At 31.3% G+C, this 21,953-nt stretch carries 15 protein-coding genes and 1 tRNA gene; 11 read left to right on the top strand and 5 right to left on the bottom strand.

The genetic code is table 11. The features are described 5' to 3' along the window. Positions 1 to 673 precede the first annotated feature (673 nt). From Q0678_RS09430 to Q0678_RS09415, 4 genes are all read left to right on the top strand, one after another. Positions 674 to 1,825, top strand: coding sequence for a hypothetical protein (locus tag Q0678_RS09430; RefSeq protein WP_299057072.1), 1,152 nt, complete (start codon positions 674 to 676; stop codon positions 1,823 to 1,825). Between the two features lie 92 nt (positions 1,826 to 1,917). Next, positions 1,918 to 3,546, top strand: a complete 1,629-nt coding sequence (locus tag Q0678_RS09425) for a DNA modification methylase (RefSeq protein WP_299057069.1) — start codon at positions 1,918 to 1,920, stop codon at positions 3,544 to 3,546. A 433-nt stretch (positions 3,547 to 3,979) separates the two neighbouring features. Continuing rightward, positions 3,980 to 5,413, top strand: coding sequence for a hypothetical protein (locus Q0678_RS09420; RefSeq protein WP_299057066.1), 1,434 nt, complete (start codon positions 3,980 to 3,982; stop codon positions 5,411 to 5,413). Between the two features lie 98 nt (positions 5,414 to 5,511). After that, positions 5,512 to 6,216: a hypothetical protein gene (locus Q0678_RS09415; protein WP_299057064.1), complete on the top strand. Its 705-nt coding sequence runs from the start codon at positions 5,512 to 5,514 to the stop codon at positions 6,214 to 6,216. Between the two features lie 422 nt (positions 6,217 to 6,638). On the opposite strand, the gene Q0678_RS09410 is transcribed toward Q0678_RS09415, so the two are convergent. From Q0678_RS09410 to Q0678_RS09395, 4 genes are all read right to left on the bottom strand, one after another. Next, entirely contained in the window at positions 6,639 to 6,818 is a 180-nt protein-coding gene (locus Q0678_RS09410) for a hypothetical protein (RefSeq protein WP_299057061.1), read from the bottom strand. A 28-nt stretch (positions 6,819 to 6,846) separates the two neighbouring features. Continuing rightward, entirely contained in the window at positions 6,847 to 11,559 is a 4,713-nt protein-coding gene (locus tag Q0678_RS09405; protein ID WP_299057058.1) for a T9SS type A sorting domain-containing protein, read from the bottom strand. Positions 11,560 to 11,886: 327 nt separating this feature from the next. Then, positions 11,887 to 12,054: a hypothetical protein gene (locus Q0678_RS09400; RefSeq protein ID WP_299057055.1), complete on the bottom strand. Its 168-nt coding sequence runs from the start codon at positions 12,052 to 12,054 to the stop codon at positions 11,887 to 11,889. A gap of 147 nt (positions 12,055 to 12,201) precedes the next feature. After that, a tRNA-Phe gene (locus tag Q0678_RS09395) sits at positions 12,202 to 12,274 on the bottom strand. Positions 12,275 to 12,372: 98 nt separating this feature from the next. Here Q0678_RS09395 and Q0678_RS09390 point away from each other — a divergent pair. The 7 genes from Q0678_RS09390 (at position 12,373) to Q0678_RS09360 (ending at position 19,994) form a co-directional block, all read left to right on the top strand. After that, positions 12,373 to 13,101, top strand: a complete 729-nt coding sequence (locus Q0678_RS09390) for a type III pantothenate kinase (protein WP_299057052.1) — start codon at positions 12,373 to 12,375, stop codon at positions 13,099 to 13,101. Next, positions 13,098 to 14,381, top strand: coding sequence for a hypothetical protein (locus Q0678_RS09385; RefSeq protein ID WP_299057050.1), 1,284 nt, complete (start codon positions 13,098 to 13,100; stop codon positions 14,379 to 14,381). The genes Q0678_RS09390 and Q0678_RS09385 overlap by 4 nt, the downstream gene beginning before the upstream one ends. Before the next feature lie 15 nt (positions 14,382 to 14,396). Next, positions 14,397 to 15,734 carry a hypothetical protein gene (locus tag Q0678_RS09380; protein ID WP_299057047.1) on the top strand — a complete coding sequence of 446 codons (1,338 nt, stop codon included), beginning with the start codon at positions 14,397 to 14,399 and terminating at the stop codon, positions 15,732 to 15,734. 4 nt (positions 15,735 to 15,738) lie between these two features. Then, positions 15,739 to 16,299, top strand: coding sequence for an LPS export ABC transporter periplasmic protein LptC (gene lptC / locus Q0678_RS09375; protein ID WP_299057045.1), 561 nt, complete (start codon positions 15,739 to 15,741; stop codon positions 16,297 to 16,299). A gap of 1 nt (position 16,300) precedes the next feature. Then, the gene (locus Q0678_RS09370; RefSeq protein WP_299057043.1) at positions 16,301 to 16,507 is read left to right on the top strand and encodes a hypothetical protein; all 207 of its coding nucleotides are present in this window, start codon (positions 16,301 to 16,303) and stop codon (positions 16,505 to 16,507) included. Positions 16,508 to 16,515: 8 nt separating this feature from the next. After that, on the top strand, positions 16,516 to 17,781 hold the full coding sequence (locus Q0678_RS09365; RefSeq protein WP_299057041.1) for a hemolysin family protein: 1,266 nt from the start codon (positions 16,516 to 16,518) through the stop codon (positions 17,779 to 17,781). A gap of 122 nt (positions 17,782 to 17,903) precedes the next feature. Then, complete coding sequence (locus Q0678_RS09360) at positions 17,904 to 19,994, top strand: peptidylprolyl isomerase (RefSeq protein ID WP_299057039.1); 2,091 nt, start codon at positions 17,904 to 17,906, stop codon at positions 19,992 to 19,994. A 229-nt stretch (positions 19,995 to 20,223) separates the two neighbouring features. On the opposite strand, the gene rho is transcribed toward Q0678_RS09360, so the two are convergent. Next, complete coding sequence (gene rho, locus Q0678_RS09355) at positions 20,224 to 21,870, bottom strand: transcription termination factor Rho (RefSeq protein ID WP_299057037.1); 1,647 nt, start codon at positions 21,868 to 21,870, stop codon at positions 20,224 to 20,226. Between the last annotated feature and the right edge of the window lie 83 nt (positions 21,871 to 21,953).

Here is a 21,953-nt window from a genome sequence, read left to right as displayed (position 1 = left end):
TTAATAACTTTAGTTGAAGGTACATCTGATTTAGGGGGAGAATACAGTTTTGATACCAACACGATCATTATATACCGATCAAACAATGTATTACTTCGGGATGTTGTAAAAACATGTATACACGAGTATTTTCACTATTATTTGATCACCTCTCAAACTAAAAACAACTTGTATAAAAGACAGTTAGAAGTCTATGGATATGAGAATCACCCGCAGGAAATACTTTGCAATACTATGGGAGAAACACTAACAAAACTGTACCTGAATAAATAATTAAAACTTCGTTTTATTTCACAGGAAGGTCAATATCCCAACAAATATTTTGCCGATTAAAATTAACTGAAACACCGGTAATAGCATTGCACCAACCCATTAAATTTATTTTTAATTAAATGGACGATATCCATGAGTCAAAGATTTACGACAATTTTTTGGGTTTATTTTAATGATTTTCTCAGAGATACTTTCTCTAATAAATTCTGATTTTGTTTTCTTCTCTCTTATCAAGTTTTCCAATAGTGATAGGTATTGATCTGGTGATATTCTCAAGGAAACCATAATATCTTTGTTTGTTTTCATATTGTTGTTTTAATATAAATATGTAATACATTGGAAAAGATTGATTTTATATTTTAAAAGGATTTATTATTTTAGACAAATTAATTTCCCCACTATGAAAGTATTCATTACCTGTACTCCAGAGTTTTCAGAAGAAATATTAGATAATGTTGTAGAGACATTAAACCAAACTTCGGGTGTTATTGAGTTTATAAAATCACCAGTGAAGAGTAAGGAAGTATTTCAGGATTATTATGATAAATTTAATGACAACCAAGTATTATCTAACAACGAATTTTTTGAAATTTGTGAAATATTTAGAAGAAATAATGAATTTGATAAAGAAGATTACTTTGTTATTATTTCTGATAGAACTCATTCCTCAAATTGGTTTAGTGCATTTAGAGAGAAAAACATTTTCATTATAGGTAGTGATTGGGATCATTATACCAAAAAAGATTATCGTTATCCTATTTCATTTCAAGTGGTAGAGAATTTATTTCAAACCCTTTGTAATATTAAAATTGAAGAATTTAGAGATGGAAAATGGGTTGGACTTGATTTTGAACACCTTGATAAAAACATTCATTTTGATAAGCACACGTGCGTGAATTCAATGTGTGCTGATAAAAAGAAAATATCTGATAAGTTTATATCTGGTTACATATGTGATGATTGTTACCAGAGAGCTCAAGAAAAGATTAAAAACCCTTTGGTTCTATCCCATATAGAGAGTTTATTAAGTGACTTAAGGAATAGATATGTTTTACGGGGTGATTCTCCTGAAAAGGTAATATTACCTATTCAAGTTACTCTAGACGGTAGGATACAGATTGGTGATGTTGATATAAATTTAACCCAACAACCAAAATCCTTTTACATTCATTTTTTGATAACACAAGATAAAGTAAAAACGACGGATATTTCGAAAAAAGGGTTTGTGTTAGATGTCTATTCAATATATAATAAGTTAAAAAACTTTAAAGGTAAACTTCATGTAATTGCATCAAAAGTAGGTTGGAAGAAATTTGATGAAAACAATCAGGAGTTTGATGATATTAACTTTAATAATAAAGAAAACCTAATAAGAGAAAATGTTATTAAAGATTTTGAAAAAGTCAGAAACATAATTAAGAAATCAATTATTGAAAATGTAGGAGAAAATTTCTCAAAATATTATGAGGTTTCAAGAACAATAGATGGTGGTATTCATTATTATAAGGTACAATTAGATTATGAAAAACGAGACGTTCAATTTAAAATATGATATCATATTTTAAAAACATGATATCGTAAACAAACAAAACAGTCTTTAATAAAAGAGTTCTTTGTGGTATAAATAATTAAAAACTTTATATCATGAAAAATTTAAAAGAACAATTCGAAGTTGTAAAAATCGATCAAATCGTAAAAGTTGAAGAATTCAAAAACTTCTATGAGTTACAATCAAAAGATTCAGAAAATCAGTTAAAATCTTCTTTAGAACAGGAAGGACAGTTATTACCTTTAATCATTTCAAGAGATTTTCAATTAATCGATGGTTATCGTCGACTTAAGTTACTATGTGCTTTAAGTAGAACAAAAGTAAAAGTTCAATTTGTAGATTCGGATCCTTCAATAGATTTTCGATTGTCATTAAATATGTACCGAGTAAAGACCGCTAAAGATCTTACCAAAGAGGTTTTACAAGTTTTTAAATCGGTTGAGAAACGTCAAGGTCAAGGGAACAATGGAAAGTCTTACAATCGTTACACGATTATTAAAGAAAAACTTGATTACCGATGGAAATCTCCCATGGCAATCCGTCAGTTAGATAAAATTATCGAAAATGACTTTAAGGAAAATCTATTATTAAATGGAGTTGTAACCAAAGGGTGGAACTTATCAGATTGTGAAAAGTATTTAAGTGAATTAAAAAATATTGATTTAACCAAAAATCATGGATTCACAGAACAGTTAACAAAAGGAGAACTTACCATTAAACAAGTCAATAAATTTATTGAAGAGAAAGAAGATCTTCAAAACAATTATAAGGACACCTTTGTAATTCCTGAAAAGGCAACCACTTTTAAGATGAATTGTGTTGATATTAAAGATATCTCTTCATTCTTAGAAAAGATTGCTACACTATTTACTTCCATCCCATATTATATGTTGCGTGGTTACGATAAGAAAAATTTAAGCTTTGAATTGGGTCATGAAAAGACTCCGGAAGAGTTTGCTGATAATGTTGGAAAGATTTTTGGGGAAGTTGAAGGAGTACTTAATGAAACGTCAAACGTATTTGTAAATATTGGTGACACCTATGATAAAGGTTGTGCCATGGATATACCGGGTTTGGTGAAAGCAGCGATATTAAAACACACAAAACTAAAATACAAAGAGTGTTTAATTTGGTCCAAACCCAATCCTAAACCTCAGAACGAGACTGTAAAAAGACCTGTAAACCAGATTGAGTATATTTTATGGTTTGTTGTGAACCCTGAAAAGGCGAAGTATAACTTATTAAAATATATGGATGGAGAAAAAGAAATCAGAGTTACCTCTGGGGCTAAAGATGTTGATGAAAACGGAACAGTTTGGAAGAAAGTAAAATCCTTAACAAAGCCATATAAAAAGATCTACAATCATATTGCAGCACAAGATGTTGATCATATGATTAAGTGTACCACCGGTAAAAACAAACCTGCATACGATGCCTTCCCAACAGGTCATCCGGCATTGATGGCGGAACTACTTCCAGTAATCCCAATCTTAATGACTACAGACGAGACAGACTGGGTATACGATCCTTTTGGGGGTGCCAACACCACTGGTAGAATTTCATTACTACTCAACAGACAATACTTAGGAACTGAACTATCTACACACTACCATAGAGTGGGTTGTAAGGTTCTTGAGAACTCTGTCAAAGAGATTAACCATCAAGATTTAGAGTTCATTCATAGCGAGTTCACTGAACCCAAAGAATTACAAATAGCAGCATAATTTTATTAATCATCACCAACCTCCTTCAAAAATATAGGAGGTTCATAACCGGGGACAGGGAGATAATTCTGAACGCCATATAGTATGAATACGATAGAAAACCAAATAGTAAAACTATTAAACGGTCACCCAATGAATGAGGATGTTAAGTCAGATACACTGTATCGATCATTAAAATTCATTCACATAATCCAGAGTGGTAAGGAGATGTCATTTAGCCACATAACCCTTATAAGAATCCTAGGGAGAGATTATCAATACATTTTGGGAGTTTTGATGGATTTGGAAGATCCAATCTTATATCAAACCTATGACAATTACTCAAATTTATTAAACTTTAAATTAAATAGAAAATACTCTAAAACCATAATATCTGTTGCATAATCTAAAATTAAAACCGGGGACAGGGAGACAATTCTGAACGCCATATATTATGAAAGTTTTAGTACCAACTAATTTAAACGTCCCTGAATTGATTGAAGAACTGAATCTCTCTAATCGAAGACAGAAATATGTTAAGGAGAAAATATATCATTTGATATCCAGGGTTGTGGCAACACATAAAAATATTAAAAAGTTTGATAAAAACGGATATACCGGATTGTGTTCAAAAGAACTTAATAAGATACTAAATAGAGACTATAAATTGATTTTAAACCTATTAAAAGGTAAAAATGTGATTGAGTTAGATATCAATTATTTAAAAGGTGTGAGGTGTAATAAAATCAAGTTAAATGATCAATATCAAAAAACAGATAAGGTGATTAAAACGATAAGAAGAGAACATAAAACAGCACCCTCCAAAACCCAGTTATTAGATAGTTACTTCAACCACAACTTAGAAATAAAAAAAGAGTACAAAAATCATATAAAATACATATATAATACCCTGTTTCAAGAATTAATAAACGACAATCAGTTACTGGTTCTTAAAAATAAAATTGGAATCTGGTTATTGACAATAACTGATATTGAAACCAATCAGTATTGGTATAATAAATCTACAACCAATTGGAGATATAATTCTTCATTAACAAATATACCTAAGATATTTAAAAAGAACATGACCTATGATAAACAATCATTAGTTCAAGTAGATCTTAAATGTAGTCAGGTATATCTTCTATCAAGTATTTTAAACTATAATTTCTTTACATCTAATGATGAGTTATCATTTTATCAAATAATGAATACCCTATTATCTGATAAAATTATAAAAGATGTTATATCATATCTATTTTCTCCCATAATGTTTGCGCACTTTGAGAAAAGAGAATATTTGGGTAAAGATGAGATACTAATTAGAGATCATCATGAATTCCAAAAATTTAGAGATGCTCCATTTCAAGAAGATTTTTATTCACATTTATTTGAAATGGAACATGGAGTTCCTCCCACGGATTTTGAACGTAAATCAATCAAAAAGGATATCATGTATGTGTTGTTTCAAAACAACCGAAAACATCGAGAATTGGTAGAAGGAGTTCGGTTATTAAACAAGTTCTATCCTTATGTAAATCAATTTATTCTAAAGATTATGGATAGAATTGGTAAAAGGAATTTCTCTCTACTTCTACAGCGTGTGGAGAGTTATTTAATATTGGATTGTGTGGTTCCTGAATTCCATAGACGATGTCCTAAAGCACCAATTTTCACGATCCATGATTGTGTTATCACCACAGAAAGACATAAGTTAGAATTAACTAAAGTGATGTTTGAAATATTGTATAAAAAAACAGGTATTAAACCCGGGTTATCGGTTGAAAAGTTAGATCCCTCAGATAGAATTGATGATGATTTTATAGAAGAAATGAAAGGTGATATCTATAAGAAATCAACCAAGAGTAGATTTAAAAAAATGATTTAATTCTTCTTCCAGAAATTCATGCAGAATATGGCTTAAACTTACACCACGAAGTTGCAAAAGAAAACTATCAAATTTATGATTTTTTTTTACCAAGTTTAATGATTCATACACTTGAGACTGGAGATAACAAAGCGCTTTTAACTTGGATTGACGAAATCATAAATAAAGGTTATAAGACAGTAAATATGTTGGGTTGTCACGATGGTATTCCTGTTTTAGATTTAAAAGGAAAAGAAGTTAATGGTAAATATAATAAGGGTTTATTAGAAGATAAAGAGATAGAAAACATAATGAATAAGATTATGGAACGTGGAGGAAGAGTAAAAAACTTATTCGATCCATCAGGAAAAAAAATTTCATATTATCAAGTAAATGCTACTTTTTTTAGTGCTTTAGGTGAGAATGAACATAAATTATTATTAGCTAGAGCCATACAGATGTTTATGCCTGGTATTCCACAAGTTTGGTATTTAGATATTTTTGCTGGTAAAAATAATTATGATGCTGCAAACAAAGGAGGTAGTGGTGGTCATAAGGAAATAAATAGAACCTCACTTTCTAAAGATGACATTTTGGATGGTTTAAAAAAAGAAATAGTTACTAGACAGCTTGAAATAATGCGATTAAGAAATAGTTTAAAAGCGTTTTTAGGAGAAGTAAGAATACAAAACATTTCTAGCGATAAGTTAAATATTACATGGTCAAACAATAATTCAATTGCAAATTTAATGGCAAATCTAAAAACATATTCTTTCTCCATTACTTACAAAGAAGACAGTTATAAAAAAAGATTAGAATTTTAATATTACTAATTATACTTAATTTAAATTAGTTTTTTTTAAATAATTTATAATATTAAGTAATTAATAAAGTAACCATTAACTTAAAAATATAACTAGTTTCCACTTATCTTTTTATACTTCCTGAGCAATCTCTCGAGCAATCCGTTTTCTTTTTTATCTTGGGTAAGATCATTAATTTTTCGAGCAATATATAAGGTGTTAATATTTTAAATGTTATATCTACAGCTTATTGTAATATTTATATCGTTAAAATAAAAAACTATTTAATATGTATTTTCTTAATATTACTATTAAAACCAATCCTAAAAGTAAGGTTATTATTAGCCGAGTTTTAAATTTATTATCTGTATATATGCTTCATATACATAAAAAAATCCCAATTTCATAAAATTGGGATTTTAAAAATAAATTTTTATTTCTGATTAAAAACCTGTCCCAGGTGATTCAGGACTTTGTGCCTGAGCTTTCTGTGGGTTTAAAATCATATAGGTACCTAATGCAGTAAGTGCTGCATATTTACCATAACTACCTATCTTTTTTATCGCGTCTTTACGAGAAATATCTTGAGTTGTACCTTTTTTGTTTTCTATATTTTTTTTCATGATGTCTTGTCTTTTTAAATGCTTGTAATTATTCTAAAATGATTTTTTTGTTCAATGTTCCTGCTTCAGTTTCTAATTGAACAATATATACACCAGTAGATAGACTTGGCAATGCGATTTCTTTAACGCCTTGGGCATTAAAACTGGAACTCATTACTTGTTTACCCATTACATTAAATAATTTTACACTAGCTTCTCCTTGAGATAAACCAACAACTCTTAATGTTGTTGTATTAGACTTATAAATACTTAAACTATTTAACAATGTATCTTCTATACTTAATGCAGATTGCATAGAAGTATGCAAGAAGAAACGACCTTCTGTTGACGCATCTGCTACCGTAGTAGTATATTTTGCATTTACTTCATCTAATCTTGTAAATGTATTATTTGCTCTATCTTCTAAAAACACTTTGTATCCTGAAGGAATGTTTAAAGCTTCTGCAGAAAACTCAATTTCAGAATTTGCTTCTGCAGTTACTCCAACAGGTACAACCATATCTTCATAATTTTCATTAGGCAACGATTGTATTGCTAATTTTTTACCAGAATTACCTGCCACTAAACCTGTATAAACTTCTAATGCTGATGCATAACCACCAAATAGTGATCCATCATAACCATTATCGAAAGAAGTAGTTGTATTAGCAATGTATCTTATTGAAGCTTTTCTGGTTAATTGACCACTTTTTAAAGACAATACTACTTCAAATTTACTATTAGATGACTTTAAAAATGTATTATCTGCAGCAGAATTACTTGCGTCATTTGTTTCCATTGCTTTTGTAAAAGAAAAAGCTTCAGCTGATTTTGCTTGCACAAAAAATCCTTGTAATGGGTTTATACGATAACCATCTGTATCTGTTCTTGTTTTTGTTATCCAAGTTTCATTATCTGCATCCCATAACCAAATGGTATCTTCTACCAATCTATCTGAACCTAAACTACCATTAACTTGTAAAATATTGTTGGTAGCATCTGCTGCATCATTTGCATGTATGTATGAAATGTATGGATTACCAATTAAATTAAACCCATTACCTCCTGTAGATAAAGTATATGAAATAGAACCACTATGTTGATCTCCTGTCATATAATAATCTGGTGTAGTAGCATCTGAAACAGAAATAGAATACCCTTGACCATTACCAAATCTTTCACTATCAGCTATAGTACCATTTGTAAAATATGAATACTTAGAACCTGATACCTTACTATCATCATAAGAAGCAAGTGAAAGAACAGAACCATTATCCCTCAAATGTGTACTAGAATTTTCTGTTGTAAGATTTACTTTAGTGATGTTAAAAGGACTTGATATTAAATGCCACTTATCAGATGTCAATCTTTTAATTATAGTAGTTTTCTTACCTGAAAGATAAGTGCCTCCAAAAGTCATCGTAGATGTAGTTCCATTCTGAGCATACAAAATCATCCCATCATCAGATTTGTCAAGAGAGATATCTTCAGTCACTGTTAAGTTATTGTTTTCTTTTAATATCAATTGAGCTCCAGTAGTTGATCCGATTGATTTCGCTGTTGCTGCTCCCATACCCTCAGGTATTGTTACAACATGACCTAAAACAACATCATATTCTGAGGTAGGCGTTGTGCTTGGAGTAGTTGCAGCTGTTCCAGAAACTGTCCAAACAGTTGGATCATTCCAATCCCCATTTTTATTAGATGTCATTGTTGGAGGTTCTGTTGCGGTTGTTAGCGTAACATCTACCGCAAAACGCGCAGATTTTTCTGATAGCTCTACTTTACGAATTGCTTCTGTCCATCCTTCAACGATAATTATTTCTCCTTCTGCATTTAAGGCAATTCCTTCAGGTCCACTTAAGTTAGCAATTTGAGTAGTACCGTCTGTTAATGTTGGTGGGCCAGAACTTTGTTTACTAAAAAGAGTAACTACTTCGTTGGTGCCTGGTAAAATTTTTCTTATTTTACTGTTATAGTCTGCTTCAGTAAAGTATATAGTCCCGTCATCTGCCAAAGTCATTCTAGAACTCCAAAGTGCAAAAGTAGCATCAGCAGGTAAACCATCTATTGAAGGAGGTGGTGGTCCACTGTTATTCATATCTTGGTCTTTACCAGCAATAGTACTTACTGTGTAATCTGGAGTCATCATTCTAACACGATTTATTTCCGAGTCTAAAATAATTAAATTTCCGTCTTGTCTAAAAGCTATTGATACAGGATTAGTAAATTTAGCAGCAGTACCTTGTGCGTCTACATATCCCTGCCCATAATAGGTAGGGTCTCCTGCAATGGTGGTAACTTCACCTGTCATTGTAACTTTTCGTATCAACCTATTACCTGTATCTGCAACTATTAAATCACCGTTACTGTCTATGACAAGATCATTTGGTATGCTAAATTTTGCTGATGTTCCATTTCCATCGTCTCTACCATCCGTTCCGTCACCAGCTACAGTAGTAACAACACCTGTAGGTGTAATTTTACGGATACTGTGGTTAAATTTATCTGTAACGTATAAATTATCTGATGCATCGATAGTAATACCTGATGGGCTATAAAACTGTGCAGCTGTTCCTGTAGCATCTAAAAACCCCCTTGTACTCCCTGCAAAAGTGGTTACAGCGCCTGAAGGAGAAATTTTACGAATACGGTGGTTTTCTGAATCGGTAACAAATAGATTTCCATTAGAGTCGAATACCAAATCTTTTGGACTTGCAAAGCTGGCTTCAGTACCAATAGTAGCATCTGTATCACCTCTTTCTCCATTACCTGCAATGGTTGTAACAGTTACTCCTTCTCCAAGCTGCTCTAAGTAATAAGTTTCATCTTGTAAAGCAGTTGTTAGTTCAAGCGCTGTTGTAGCTGTACTACTATTATACCAACTAACCGTAGCATTACTTTTTGGCGTAGCTACTAAATCTGCCACTGTTGGGTTTGTTGATGTGTTAAAAGTTTGTGTAGCTTCACTTAATTTGTGAGGTATAATCTCAGTTCTATCTTCACTTTCTACTTCTCTTACAGTTTGTGAAGCAAAATAAGAGGTATTTTCCTCTATTAAAGTTGTAGTTGGTATTTCTGAGCCCCCTGTCTCTGCATCATACCATTTAATATTTGTTCTATTAAATGATAAATCTGCTATTGTTTGCGTACCTAAATATAAAGGAGCTTCATCTCCAGTTGGTTTTGTTACATATTTTTCTATTATTATAGAGATTCGGTTTGAATTAGATGCTCTGTGTAATTTTCTAATATTGGAGCCGCAAGAGGTTAATAAGGAGCCATTAGTAGAAATCCCCATAGTTTGAATACAACCAATGGAAATATCCTCTCCGTATTGTGCGTCACTATTATATTCTCCGTTCCCTATAAAATTAGTAACTTCGGCTGATGGGGTTATTTTTCGAATTCGTCTATTTTGACTATCCCAGAAAAAGATATTGTCTTCAGAGTCTACGACCATTGAAGAGAATCCACCTGTTGAAAAAGAAGTCTCAGTACCTGTTCCGTTTGTATAGCCAGAACTACCATCTCCAACAAAAAAAGTTGCATCACCCGCAGGAGTAATTTTTCGAATATAAAATGAGTCTCCGTAACCATCAGCAACAAATAAATTGTCTTGAGAATCTATAACAATACTTTGTATATTTTTAAATCTTATGTCTGTACCGTTACCATTAACAAAATCATTAGAAGGGGAATCTCCTGCAAAAACTGTAACATCTCCAGAAGGTGTTATTTTATAGATTTTCTGATAGACACTGTAAAATAAATTACCATTACTATCAAAAACCATTCCATTAGAATTATCTAAGTACGAAATGCCTCCTAAATTAAGATTAAACTCGCTTACCTCACCTTCAGGGGTGATTTTTTTAATTATTCTTTTAGAGTTAATATTATCGTAATCCGTAACATATAAGTCATTTGTGCTTTTATTAATGGTTAATCTATAAGGACTGTAGAATCTAGCGTCACTACCTATTCCGTTAATATTCCCTTGTGTACCATTACCTGCTAAAGTAGAAACTTCGCCTGTTGGTGAAATTTTTCTGATCGCGTAATTATTTACGTCATTAATATAGATGTTGTTTTGGCTGTCAGTAATAATACCTTCTATATTAAAACTGAATTTTGCAGATTTAGCTGGTCCGTCTTCATATCCTTCAATGTAACTTCCTGCAAATTCAGCAAAGGTCTTATCATAAACCACTTCCTCCACATAATAAGTTCCTTCTGCTAACTCAGTAGGTCCGTCTAATGGAGTAGTGCCATCTGATGTTTCATAAACATTAACATAAGAATAATCTACACTTTTAACAACTCTGTTAGGAAACGCGTATTCTGGGTCACTTGGTAACATAAAAACTACTGGATTATAGTTTGTAACGTTAAACCTAAGCGTGCTGCCAATAACATCATGTGCTTTAACTGCCAAAAAATCAACGCTTTCTATACCATCAATTGTTTGAGTGGCATAGTATGTATCTCCAGAAACTAGGCTTGTGGTTGCGTCTAGCTCTACGCCATCAGTAGGTGCATTGTACCATTTAATACCTGTACCGGTTAAAGTTGCAGTAATATCTGCTAGGGTTTTGTCTGTGCTATTATATATAAATAGCGCATTACCAGTTGGAGGAGAGGTATTAAAAAAAGTTGTTGAAAAATTTGAGGTTTCATTTGTTCTTGCAGCAATTGGTTGTAATAATAAAATTGCCATTAAAAAAGAAAAAAGCAATACTGTAAATGAATTTTGTTTCATGGTTTGGGGGATTAAAAAAATTTTGTAAATTTAAATATAATTTTTTAATTGCAATATTTTATTTTTCTAATTTTATGTTTTTGTCGCATTAATTTTATAAAAACTTAAGAATAAAATTTTCATTAAATTGTATAGCAATTAATTTACATAGTGTTTAGAGCGAAGTAGAACAAGGTTTAATAATTTAATTTCTTTAGTTAATGTATTTACAAGCTAATAAACTATTCGTTATAAATACCTTCATTAGAATAATTGCGTATTCTACCATTCAAAGAAAGTTTTAATACACCTCTTGCTTAACTTCCTTTTAATTTAAAAGAAGTTCCATCACCTTTTCCAAGTTCCGCCATACGTATAGTTCGGATTGTCTTTTTTAACTTCTAAAAGGCACTCTTTACAAACAAACACCCATTCTTTTGGGTTTTTATATTGTACTCTGTACATGGTAGAAAAATCTACTTTACAAATGATGCATTTTTTAATTCGTTGTTTCATATTTTACTTAACTCACCAGTAACTTTACTTAAAAATATAACCACTTTATAATTATCTTTTTATACCTCCCGAGCAACCTCTCGAGCAACCCCAAAAACCAAAAAACCCGTAAATCATTGTTTATAAATGAGTTACGGGATAATTTTGTGGTACCTCCAGGAATCGAACCAGGGACACAAGGATTTTCAGTCCTTTGCTCTACCAACTGAGCTAAGGTACCATTGCCTTAGCGGATGCAAATATAAAATGTTTTTTTACATCTGCTAAAGAAATTTAAAAAAATGTGTTGTATTTTTGAAAATATTTTAAATTTTAAAAATGAATCTAATTATAGATATTGGCAATACTAGGGTTAAAGCAGCTGTTTTTGAAGGAGATACATTCATTTCTTTGCAGGTCTTTCAGGTTCAAAAAATAATATCAGAATTAAAAAAAATTTTAAAAAAACAGGTTATTTCCAATGCAATCATGTCTAATGTTGCTTCTTTATCAGATTTTAAGCTTAAAAAAATTGAAAATCTAGTTAAAATACTTCCTGTTTCTTCATCAACTAAAATGCCTTTTAAAAATTTGTATCAAACACCAAAAACTTTAGGGGTAGATAGATTGGGGTTGGTTGCTGCAGCTGTTAATCAGTATCCTAATAAAAATGTACTGGTTATAGATGCAGGTAGTTGTATTACTTATGATTTTGTTTCTGCTAAAAAAGAGTATTTAGGCGGTGCTATCTCTGTAGGTTTACAAATGCGTTTTCTTGCTTTGCATCAAAATACTGCAAATTTACCATTATTATCAAAAGAAGAGGTTTTTAATTTTATAGGTGCTAGTACAAAAGAATGTATAAATGTTGGGGTTGTTAATGGTGTTGTTAAAGAAATTGAAGGATTTATAGCGGAATACAAAAATAAATATTCAGATTTAACAGTTGTTTTAACAGGTGGAGACACAAAATTCTTGTCAAAACAATTAAAAAGTAGCATATTTGCCAATCAAAATTTTCTCCTTCAAGGATTAAATCAAGTATTGAAATTTAATACAAACAAATGATTAAAAATATTTTATTAGTTTTTGTACTAATAACTTCTTTTGCGGTTAGTGGTCAAAGAACCAACTCATCTCCGTATTCTTTCTTCGGATTGGGAGATAATTTTTCACCAGTTACTGTAGAGCAAAGTGCTATGGGAGGTATAGGTGTGGCTTATAGCCATTATAAATATTTAAACTTTAGCAATCCGGCTGCCTATGCAGATTTAAGATACACTACGTATTCTTTTGGATTGTTAAATAATAGATTAACATTAGAAAACGCAGGTGTTAAACAAACCTCAAACTCAACAAGTTTAAGTTATTTTACATTAGCATTTCCGGTTGGTACAAAGGCAGGGATGTCTTTTGGTATTCAGCCAGTTTCTTCTGTTGGATATTCTTTGTCTAGTTCAGAACCAATTATAGATCCTACACAAATTACACTTTATACAGGTAACGGTGGTGTAAGTAGAGTGTATGGTAGTTTGGGTATAAAAATTTTTAAAGAACTTTCTCTAGGTATTGAAGCCGATTATAGTTTTGGGAACATAGAAAATAGTGTTACCAATCAAATAGCAAACGTATCTTTAGCAACAAAATATAAAGAAGAAACTCAGGTAAGAGGTGGTTCTGTAACTTTAGGAACACAGTATAAAAAACAACTTAAAAATAAGTTGGTAGTAAGCGCAGGTGCAACGGTTAAATTAGGGAACGATTTTAATGTAACTGGTAACGATAACCTGTATTCACTTTCTTTTACATCTACAGGGGGCGAAATTGGTAGAGATACCATTTCTCAATCTGCCATTAAAGGAGGGTATAGTTTGCCAGTAAAATCTACGTTAGGTGTTGGCATTGGTAGTTTTGATAAATGGCATTTAGGTTTAGAATATGAAAACCAAGAAGCTATTACAGCAACAGGTTTTTTAAATACAACAAGCAATACATTTCAATACACAGCTTCTAGCAGAGTCTCTTTAGGAGGATTTTATTTGCCAAAAATAAACTCGATTTCTAGCTACTGGGAAAGAGTAACCTACAGAGCAGGTGTGCGATTCGAAAAAACAGGTTTACAGATTGATAGTTCTGGAAATGGAGCAAATTTTACAGCTGTAGACGACTTTGGCATATCTTTTGGTTTAGGTTTACCATTGAAGCAGTTGTCATCTGTTAACATGGGATTTGAATTCGGTAAAAGAGGTGAAACCACCAATAACTTAATTGAAGAAAATTATTTTAACTTTAGATTAAGTTTATCTTTGACAGATACAAATTGGTTTCAAAAAAGAAAGATTGATTAATTAAAAATGAATAAAATGAAGAAAATTACGTTTTTACTAGCTGTAATGTTTGCAATGGCATCAGCAAAAACAAATGCACAAGAAGATTTAAAGAGAGATTGTACTATAAAATACAATCTTTTTAAAGGAGATTTTCAATCAAAAAAATACGACGAAGCATATACCAATTGGATATTTTTAATGGATAATTGTAAAGATTTATCTGTTAACGTTTATAAGTTAGGAGCTACACTTGCAGAAGATGTTAGAAAAGACCCTGCATTGGCAAAAAGAGTTTACGAACAAAGGTTGCAATATTACCCAACACAAAACCCTGCAAAGGTACATAGTGACTATGCTACTTATTTGTCAAACAATGAATTAGCTTCAGAAGATGAAATTTTTAGTATTTTAGAGAAAGGATACTCTATTGATCCTACTAAAATGGGTGTTAAAAACTTATATCTTTATTTTCAAGGGGTAACAGATAGAAATAAAGACACTAATCCACAGAAAGTTTTTGATACTTATGATGATGTTTTAGAGTCTGTTAGTGAAAAGTTAGAAGGTTATGCTGCAAAAATTAAACAAATACAGCCAGATACAATTAAAGTATTAAGTGCTTCAGAGAAAAAAAGAGTACGAGCGTATTCAATCAATTCTAAAGCATTAGGTACTGTAGAAGGTGGTTTAGATGCTATTATTTCTGAAATTGCAACTTGCGAGCGTTTGGTTCCTTTGTATGAAAGAGATTTTGAAGAAAACAAAACAAATGCAATTTGGTTAAAAAGAGCTGTTTCTAGAATGTTTAATAAAGACTGTCAAACAGATCCTTTATTCGAAAAATTAGCAGTTGCTTATGCAGAAGCATCACCATCACCAGAAGCATATTCTTTTGTGTCTACGGTATTAGAAAATAACGGAGATGATAAAGGTGCAAATGAAATGAAAGAAAAGGCCTTTAATCTAGAAACAGATCCTTTAAAGAAAGCAAAGTATAAATTAAAATTTGCACAGGCTGCTAAAAATAGAGGTCAGTTAAGCAAAGCAAGAAACTTAGCTAGAGAGGCAATTAGATTTAATCCTAATTTTGGAAAAGCATACTTGTTTATTGCAAGATTATACCAGTCTAGTGTTAACAATTGTGGTACTAGTGAATTTGAAAAGAGAATGGTATATGTTGCTGCGTTAAACAAAGCACAAAGAGCTGCCGCTGTAGACCCTAGTATTTCTGCTATTGCAGCTTCATATATTAGAAGTTATAGAGGTAACGTACCAAGTCAGAAAGTTATATTTACCGCAGGGGTTAACCCAGGTAGTAGCTATACTATTAAATGTTGGATAGGAGAAACAGTTAAAGTTCCTTCAAAATAATTTTTTGAAAACTACTGTTAAAATATTACAAAGAAGCATTGTTTCGCTAATTAGCGTTGCAATGCTTTTTTCTTGCGCTAATAACACGCAAGAGGTAAGAGATTTTTTGGCATCAAAAAATTTACCAATCGGTATTGCTAAAGATGCTTTTCATGTTTATAAAGATTCAGGTAGAATCACTTCTAAATTAAGTACACCTTTATTGCATGATTTTAGTAATAGAAAGGCGCATCCATACAACGAATTTCCAAAAGGAATTAAAATTATAAATTTTGATGGAAAAGATTCTGTTACAATTACAGGAGATTATGCCTTAACTTATAGTAAAACTTCAGTTTCAGAAATAGTTGGTAATGTGGTTGTATTAAATCATAAAGAGAATTCTAAATTAGAAACCTCTCAATTACTTTGGGACCAAAATACAGCCTATTTTTTTTCAGAAAAAGCATTTACTTTAAGTACCTTAAAAGATACTATTTACGGAGTAGGGTTTGAGTGTAAAGAAGATTTAAGCAAGCACCTGGCAAAGAAAACAACAGGCAAACTATTAACAAAAGAAGAATAGAATGAATACACTTTGGAAATTTTTACAGTACGGATATTTAATTATTGCATTTATTTGTTTTTTTGAAGGTATTTTTAAATGGAATTCAGATCGAGAAAAAGCGTATTTATTTCTTGGAGCGGCTATTTTTATTACCTTAGTTTTTTTCTTCAAAAGAAATTTTAGAAAAAAAATAGAAACTAGAAATGCTAAAAATAATAAATCTTAAGAATTACAATGCAAGTTGATGCAATTATTATATTAATCTCAATTGTGCTTTCCGCATTTTTTTCGGGAATGGAAATTGCATTTGTTTCTGCAAATAAACTTCACATAGAGTTAGAAAAAAAACGAGAAGGTTTTGTTCCTAAGATTCTAAATAAAATTACTCAAAAACCATCAAAATTTATTACAACCATGTTGGTTGGTAATAATATTGCCTTAGTACTGTATAGTTACTATATGGGTGTTTTTTTGTTAAAAGCATTGCCTTTAGATGGTTTTAACGAGTTTACAATTCTAATATTTCAAACAATAATATCTACCATTGTTATCTTAATAACGGCAGAGTTTTTGCCAAAGGCAATTTTTAGAATTTATGCAAATGAGGTGCTTAAACTATTTGTAATTCCGGCGTATATTTTTTACGTGTTATTCCATTTCTTTTCAGAATTTATAACCTTTATTTCAGACTTTTTTTTACGTGTTTTTTTTAAAACAAATGCAGACAAGCATCAAACAGAATTTAGTAAAGAAGAATTAGGAAACTATATTTCTGAACAGTTAGAAACTGGTAATGATGATGATGAGGTAGATTCTGAAATTCAAATTTTTCAGAATGCGTTAGATTTTCATAACGTAAAGGCAAGAGAAGTAATGGTGCCTAGAACCGAGATTGTTGCGGTAGAATTAAGAGAAAAAGTAAGCAATTTAAAAAATTTATTTATAGATACTGGTTTGTCTAAAGTACTAGTATATAAGTCTTCTTTAGATGATGTTATTGGTTATGTTAATGCTTTTGAGCTGTTTAAAAAACCAAAGACAATCAAGTCTATTTTATTGCCTGTAGAAATTGTTCCAGAGTCTATGATGATTAATGATGTGCTTAATAGTTTGATGAAAAAACGAAAAAGTGTTGCGGTAGTTGTCGATGAATATGGCGGTACTTCTGGGATGATTACACTAGAGGATATTGTTGAAGAACTATTTGGTGAAATTGAAGATGAACACGATACACAAGAGTTTTTAGAAAAGAAAATATCTAATGCAGAGTTTCATTTTTCTGCCAGATTAGAGGTAGATTATGTGAATGAGGAGTATCATTTAAATATTCCAAAATCTGAAGCTTATGAAACCTTGGGCGGTTTTATTATTGAGCATACAGAGAGTATTCCTAAAGAAAAAGAAGTTATAGATATAGAAGGTTTTGAAATTAAAATCTTAAAAATGAGTTCTACAAAAATAGAAGAGGTAAGCATTAAAAACATCGATTTAGAAGCTTAAAAATACCCTTCTTTGCGCATGCCTTTATTTTACACTTATCTAGCTTATTAATAAGTATAAATTCGGTTGCAATATTAAAACCCAAATCGTATATTCGCCACCAGAAAATAAATAAATTAAGTATGGCAATTTTATCAAAAATTAGAGAACGTTCAATGTTCTTAATCATTATAATTGGTTTAGCTCTTTTTGCTTTTGTATTAGATCCATCTACTTTAGGTGATTTTTTTAACTCAAGTAAAGTAAATGAGATAGGAGAGATTAATGGAGAAACTATTTCTAGACAAGAGTATGCGGCAGAGTTAGAAGCTTACAAACAACAAGCGGGTAGTAGTGTTACAGAGATGCAAGCAAGTACAACGGTTTGGAATAATATTTTAAGAAAAAAAATATATCAAAATCAATTGTCTGAAGCGGGTATTGCTGTTGGCGAATCTGATGTTTGGAACGAGTTAACAAATTCACCATCTGTAAAAAGTAATCCTCAATTTTTAAATGAAGCAGGTTTGTTTGATGAAATTAAATTCAAACAATTTTTAGCAGACACTAAAGAAAATAACCCACAACTTTGGGGTGCATGGCTTAATTACATGAACCAAATTAAAGACAATGCAGAAAGAAATACTTACAACAACTTAGTTGCTGCTGGTCTTGGTGCTTCTCTTAAAGAGGGTGAATTTAAATACCTAGAAGACAACACTAAGTTAATGACAAAGTTTGTGTTTGTTCCATATACTTCAATTGCAGATAGTTTAGTTTCGGTATCTAAATCAGAAATTACAAGCTACATTCAGCAAAATGAAAACGATTTTAAAGTAGACGAATCTAGAGATATTTCATACGTAGAATTCAAAATTGCTGCTACTACAGAAGATGAAAATGCAATAAAAACATCTTTAGAAGCAATGATTTCAGATTTTAAAGAAGCTACAAATAACAAAGAGTTTTTAAGTGAAAATGATTCTGATACTAATTTAGAAGATGCATTTGTATTTGAAAACCAAGTTAACAAAACAGTAGCTGCTACTATTTTTAAAGGTGCCAAAGGAGAAGTTTTTGGTCCATATAAAGATCAAGGAGCATTTAAATTATCTAAAATTACAGAAATTTCTAAGATGCCAGACTCAGCGAAAGCAAGTCATATCTTAATTCCTTTTTTAGGTTCGCAAAGAGCTACACCAGAGGTAACAAGAACAAAAGAGCAAGCAGAAAAATTAGCTGATAGTATTTTAAAAGTAGTACAAAGAAGAGGTAGTAAGTTTGCTGGTTTAGCAAAAGAGTTATCTTCGGATAAAGGATCTGGTGCTAAAGGAGGAGATTTAGATTGGTTTACTTACAATAGAATGACACCTGCTTTTAGAGACTTTTGTTTTACAAACAAAAAAGGAACTATCGGTGTTGTAGAAACTCCGTTTGGATATCATGTTATTAGAATTGATGATACTAAAAACAATCAAACAGTTGTAAAATTAGCAACATTTTCTAGAAAAATTGTAGCATCAGAAGCAACAGAAAATGCTGTTTTTCAAAAAGCAGAACAGTTTGCTTTAGAAACTTCAAAAGATAAAAAGTTTTTTGAAGTTGCAACAAAAAATAACTACGTTGCTAAACCAGCAATTGGTTTAAAAGTTTTAGACGAAAATATACCAGGTCTTGGTAATCAAAGAAATATTGTTACTTGGGCGTTTAATGGAGACACTAAACCAGGAGATTTTAAACGTTTCGATTTAGACAATAGTCATGTAGTTGCTTTTTTAACATTAAAAACACCAAAAGGGTTAATGTCTGCTGCAAAAGCAACAAACAGGGTTAAGCCTATTTTAATCAATAGAAAAAAAGCTAGTTTACTTGCAGAAAAATTTAACGCAGCTACTTTAGAGGCAATTGCTAAAGAAAATAATACTACTGTTAGATCGGCAAATAATGTTACGCTTAAAAACCCAACATTATCTGGTGCTGGTTCTGAACCAAAAGTAGTTGGTGCAATGTATAATGCGCCTTTAAATAAAGTATTTGCTAATATTGAAGGTGCTAGAGGTGTTTTTGCTTTTAGTGTTTTAAATAAAGAATTACCAACGGCATTGCCTAATTATGAAACTGCAAGAAAATCTATTTCAGAGAGTAGAAAAAGAAAGACAGTAGTTATGTATGAGGCTATTAAAAATGCATCTGACATACAAGATAACAGAGCAAACCTATACATAGCTAACTAATTTAGTAAGCTCGTTTTATAATAGTAAAATCCGTTCTTTTTAGAGCGGATTTTTTTTGGTAAATAACGAGCTGTTTTCAATTTAAATCAATTGACAGAAAGGTTACTAATACACCTGTAGCAGCATAATTATTTATAAGATGAGTTTGTTATGCTTACCGCTATTTTTAAAACAAAAAACAGCCCTTTTAAAGAATAAAAGGGCTGTTTAATATAGGATGTAAATTGATTTATCCGTTCATAGAAATTAAAAATTCATCATTATTTTTAGAGAATTTTATTCTGTCGTTAATAAACTCCATAGCTTCTATTGGGTTCATATCTGCAAGATACTTTCTTAGCACCCACATTCTTTGAACCGTTTTAGCATCTAACAACAAATCGTCTCTTCTTGTAGAAGATTTTATCAAGTCGATTGCAGGATAAATACGTCTGTTAGAGATATTTCTATCTAATTGCAGCTCCATGTTACCAGTACCTTTAAATTCCTCAAAAATTACTTCATCCATTTTAGAACCAGTTTCTGTAAGAGCAGTTGCAATAATAGTTAAAGATCCGCCATTTTCTATATTTCTAGCGGCACCAAAGAAACGTTTTGGCTTGTGTAATGCATTGGCATCAATACCACCAGAAAGTATTTTACCAGAAGCAGGAGCAACGGTGTTATAAGCTCTAGCCAAACGAGTAATAGAGTCTAATAAGATAACAACATCATGGCCACATTCTACCAATCTTTTTGCTTTTTCTAGTACAATATTAGCAACTCTAACGTGCTTGTCTGCAGGCTCATCAAAAGTAGAAGCAACCACTTCACCACGAACATTACGTTTCATGTCTGTAACTTCTTCTGGTCGTTCATCTATTAATAAAACAATCTGATATACTTCTGGATGATTGGCAGCTATTGCATTTGCCACATCCTTTAATAACATTGTTTTACCTGTTTTAGGCTGTGCCACAATCATACCACGTTGCCCTTTACCAATCGGAGAAAATAAATCGATAATTCTTGTAGATAAAGAGTTGCCTCTCTCTGCTAAGTTAAATTTCTCTTGAGGAAAAAGAGGTGTTAAATGTTCGAAAGCAACACGATCTCTTACTAAATTAGGGTTTAAACCGTTTATTTTAGAAACTCTAATTAGCGGAAAATACTTTTCACCTTCTTTCGGAGGTCTTACATTTCCTCTAACAGTATCTCCTGTTTTTAAGCCAAATAGTTTAATTTGAGATTGAGATACATAAATATCATCAGGCGATGATAAATAATTATAGTCAGAAGATCTTAAAAAACCATACCCATCTGGCATCATTTCTAAAACACCTTCACTTTCTATAATTCCGTCAAACTCAAAATCTGGATCTTTATATCTGTTGTTAGATTTGTTACCATTACTACGGTTAGTGTTGGTTTTTTCTCTATTCTGATTTTTATGTTTCGGTACATTTTTAGCCTGTGGCTTGTTTGCCTGTGGTTTATTTGTAGCCTTTGGTTCTTCGTTTTTAGTAGCCGTATCTGTTGCTGTATTTTCTTTAGCAACCACTTCTTTATGTACTACTTTTCTTACCACACGTTTTGGCTGTGGCTTTTTTTCTTCAACAGGTTTGTCTGTTGTTTTTGCATTTACTTCTTCGATTGCTTGAGCGGGTGCTTTTTCTACAGCCTTAGTAACGCGTTTTCTTTTTGGTTTTTCTGTCTTTGGTTTTGCCGGAGCATCAGTTGTGGCAACTGTTTTTACAGGGCTTGCAGCTTGTATATCTAAAATTTGATATACTAAATCTAATTTGTTAAGTTGACTTGTTTTTTTAAGACCAATAGATTTTGCAATTACTTGTAAATCAGCAAGGGTTTTTGCTTTTAGTTCTGTGATTTCGAACATTCTTTATAGGTTAAGTTTAAATGTAAATCTTAATAGTAAATAAGATTGGTTATGATGTTTTTATTTTGATTTTTTAATACTGT

It is taken from the genome of uncultured Polaribacter sp. (genome assembly GCF_947497125.1).
Lineage (GTDB): Bacteria > Bacteroidota > Bacteroidia > Flavobacteriales > Flavobacteriaceae > Polaribacter.
Note: the sequence above shows the minus strand (reverse complement) of the source record. Positions and strands in the feature narration are given on the sequence as shown.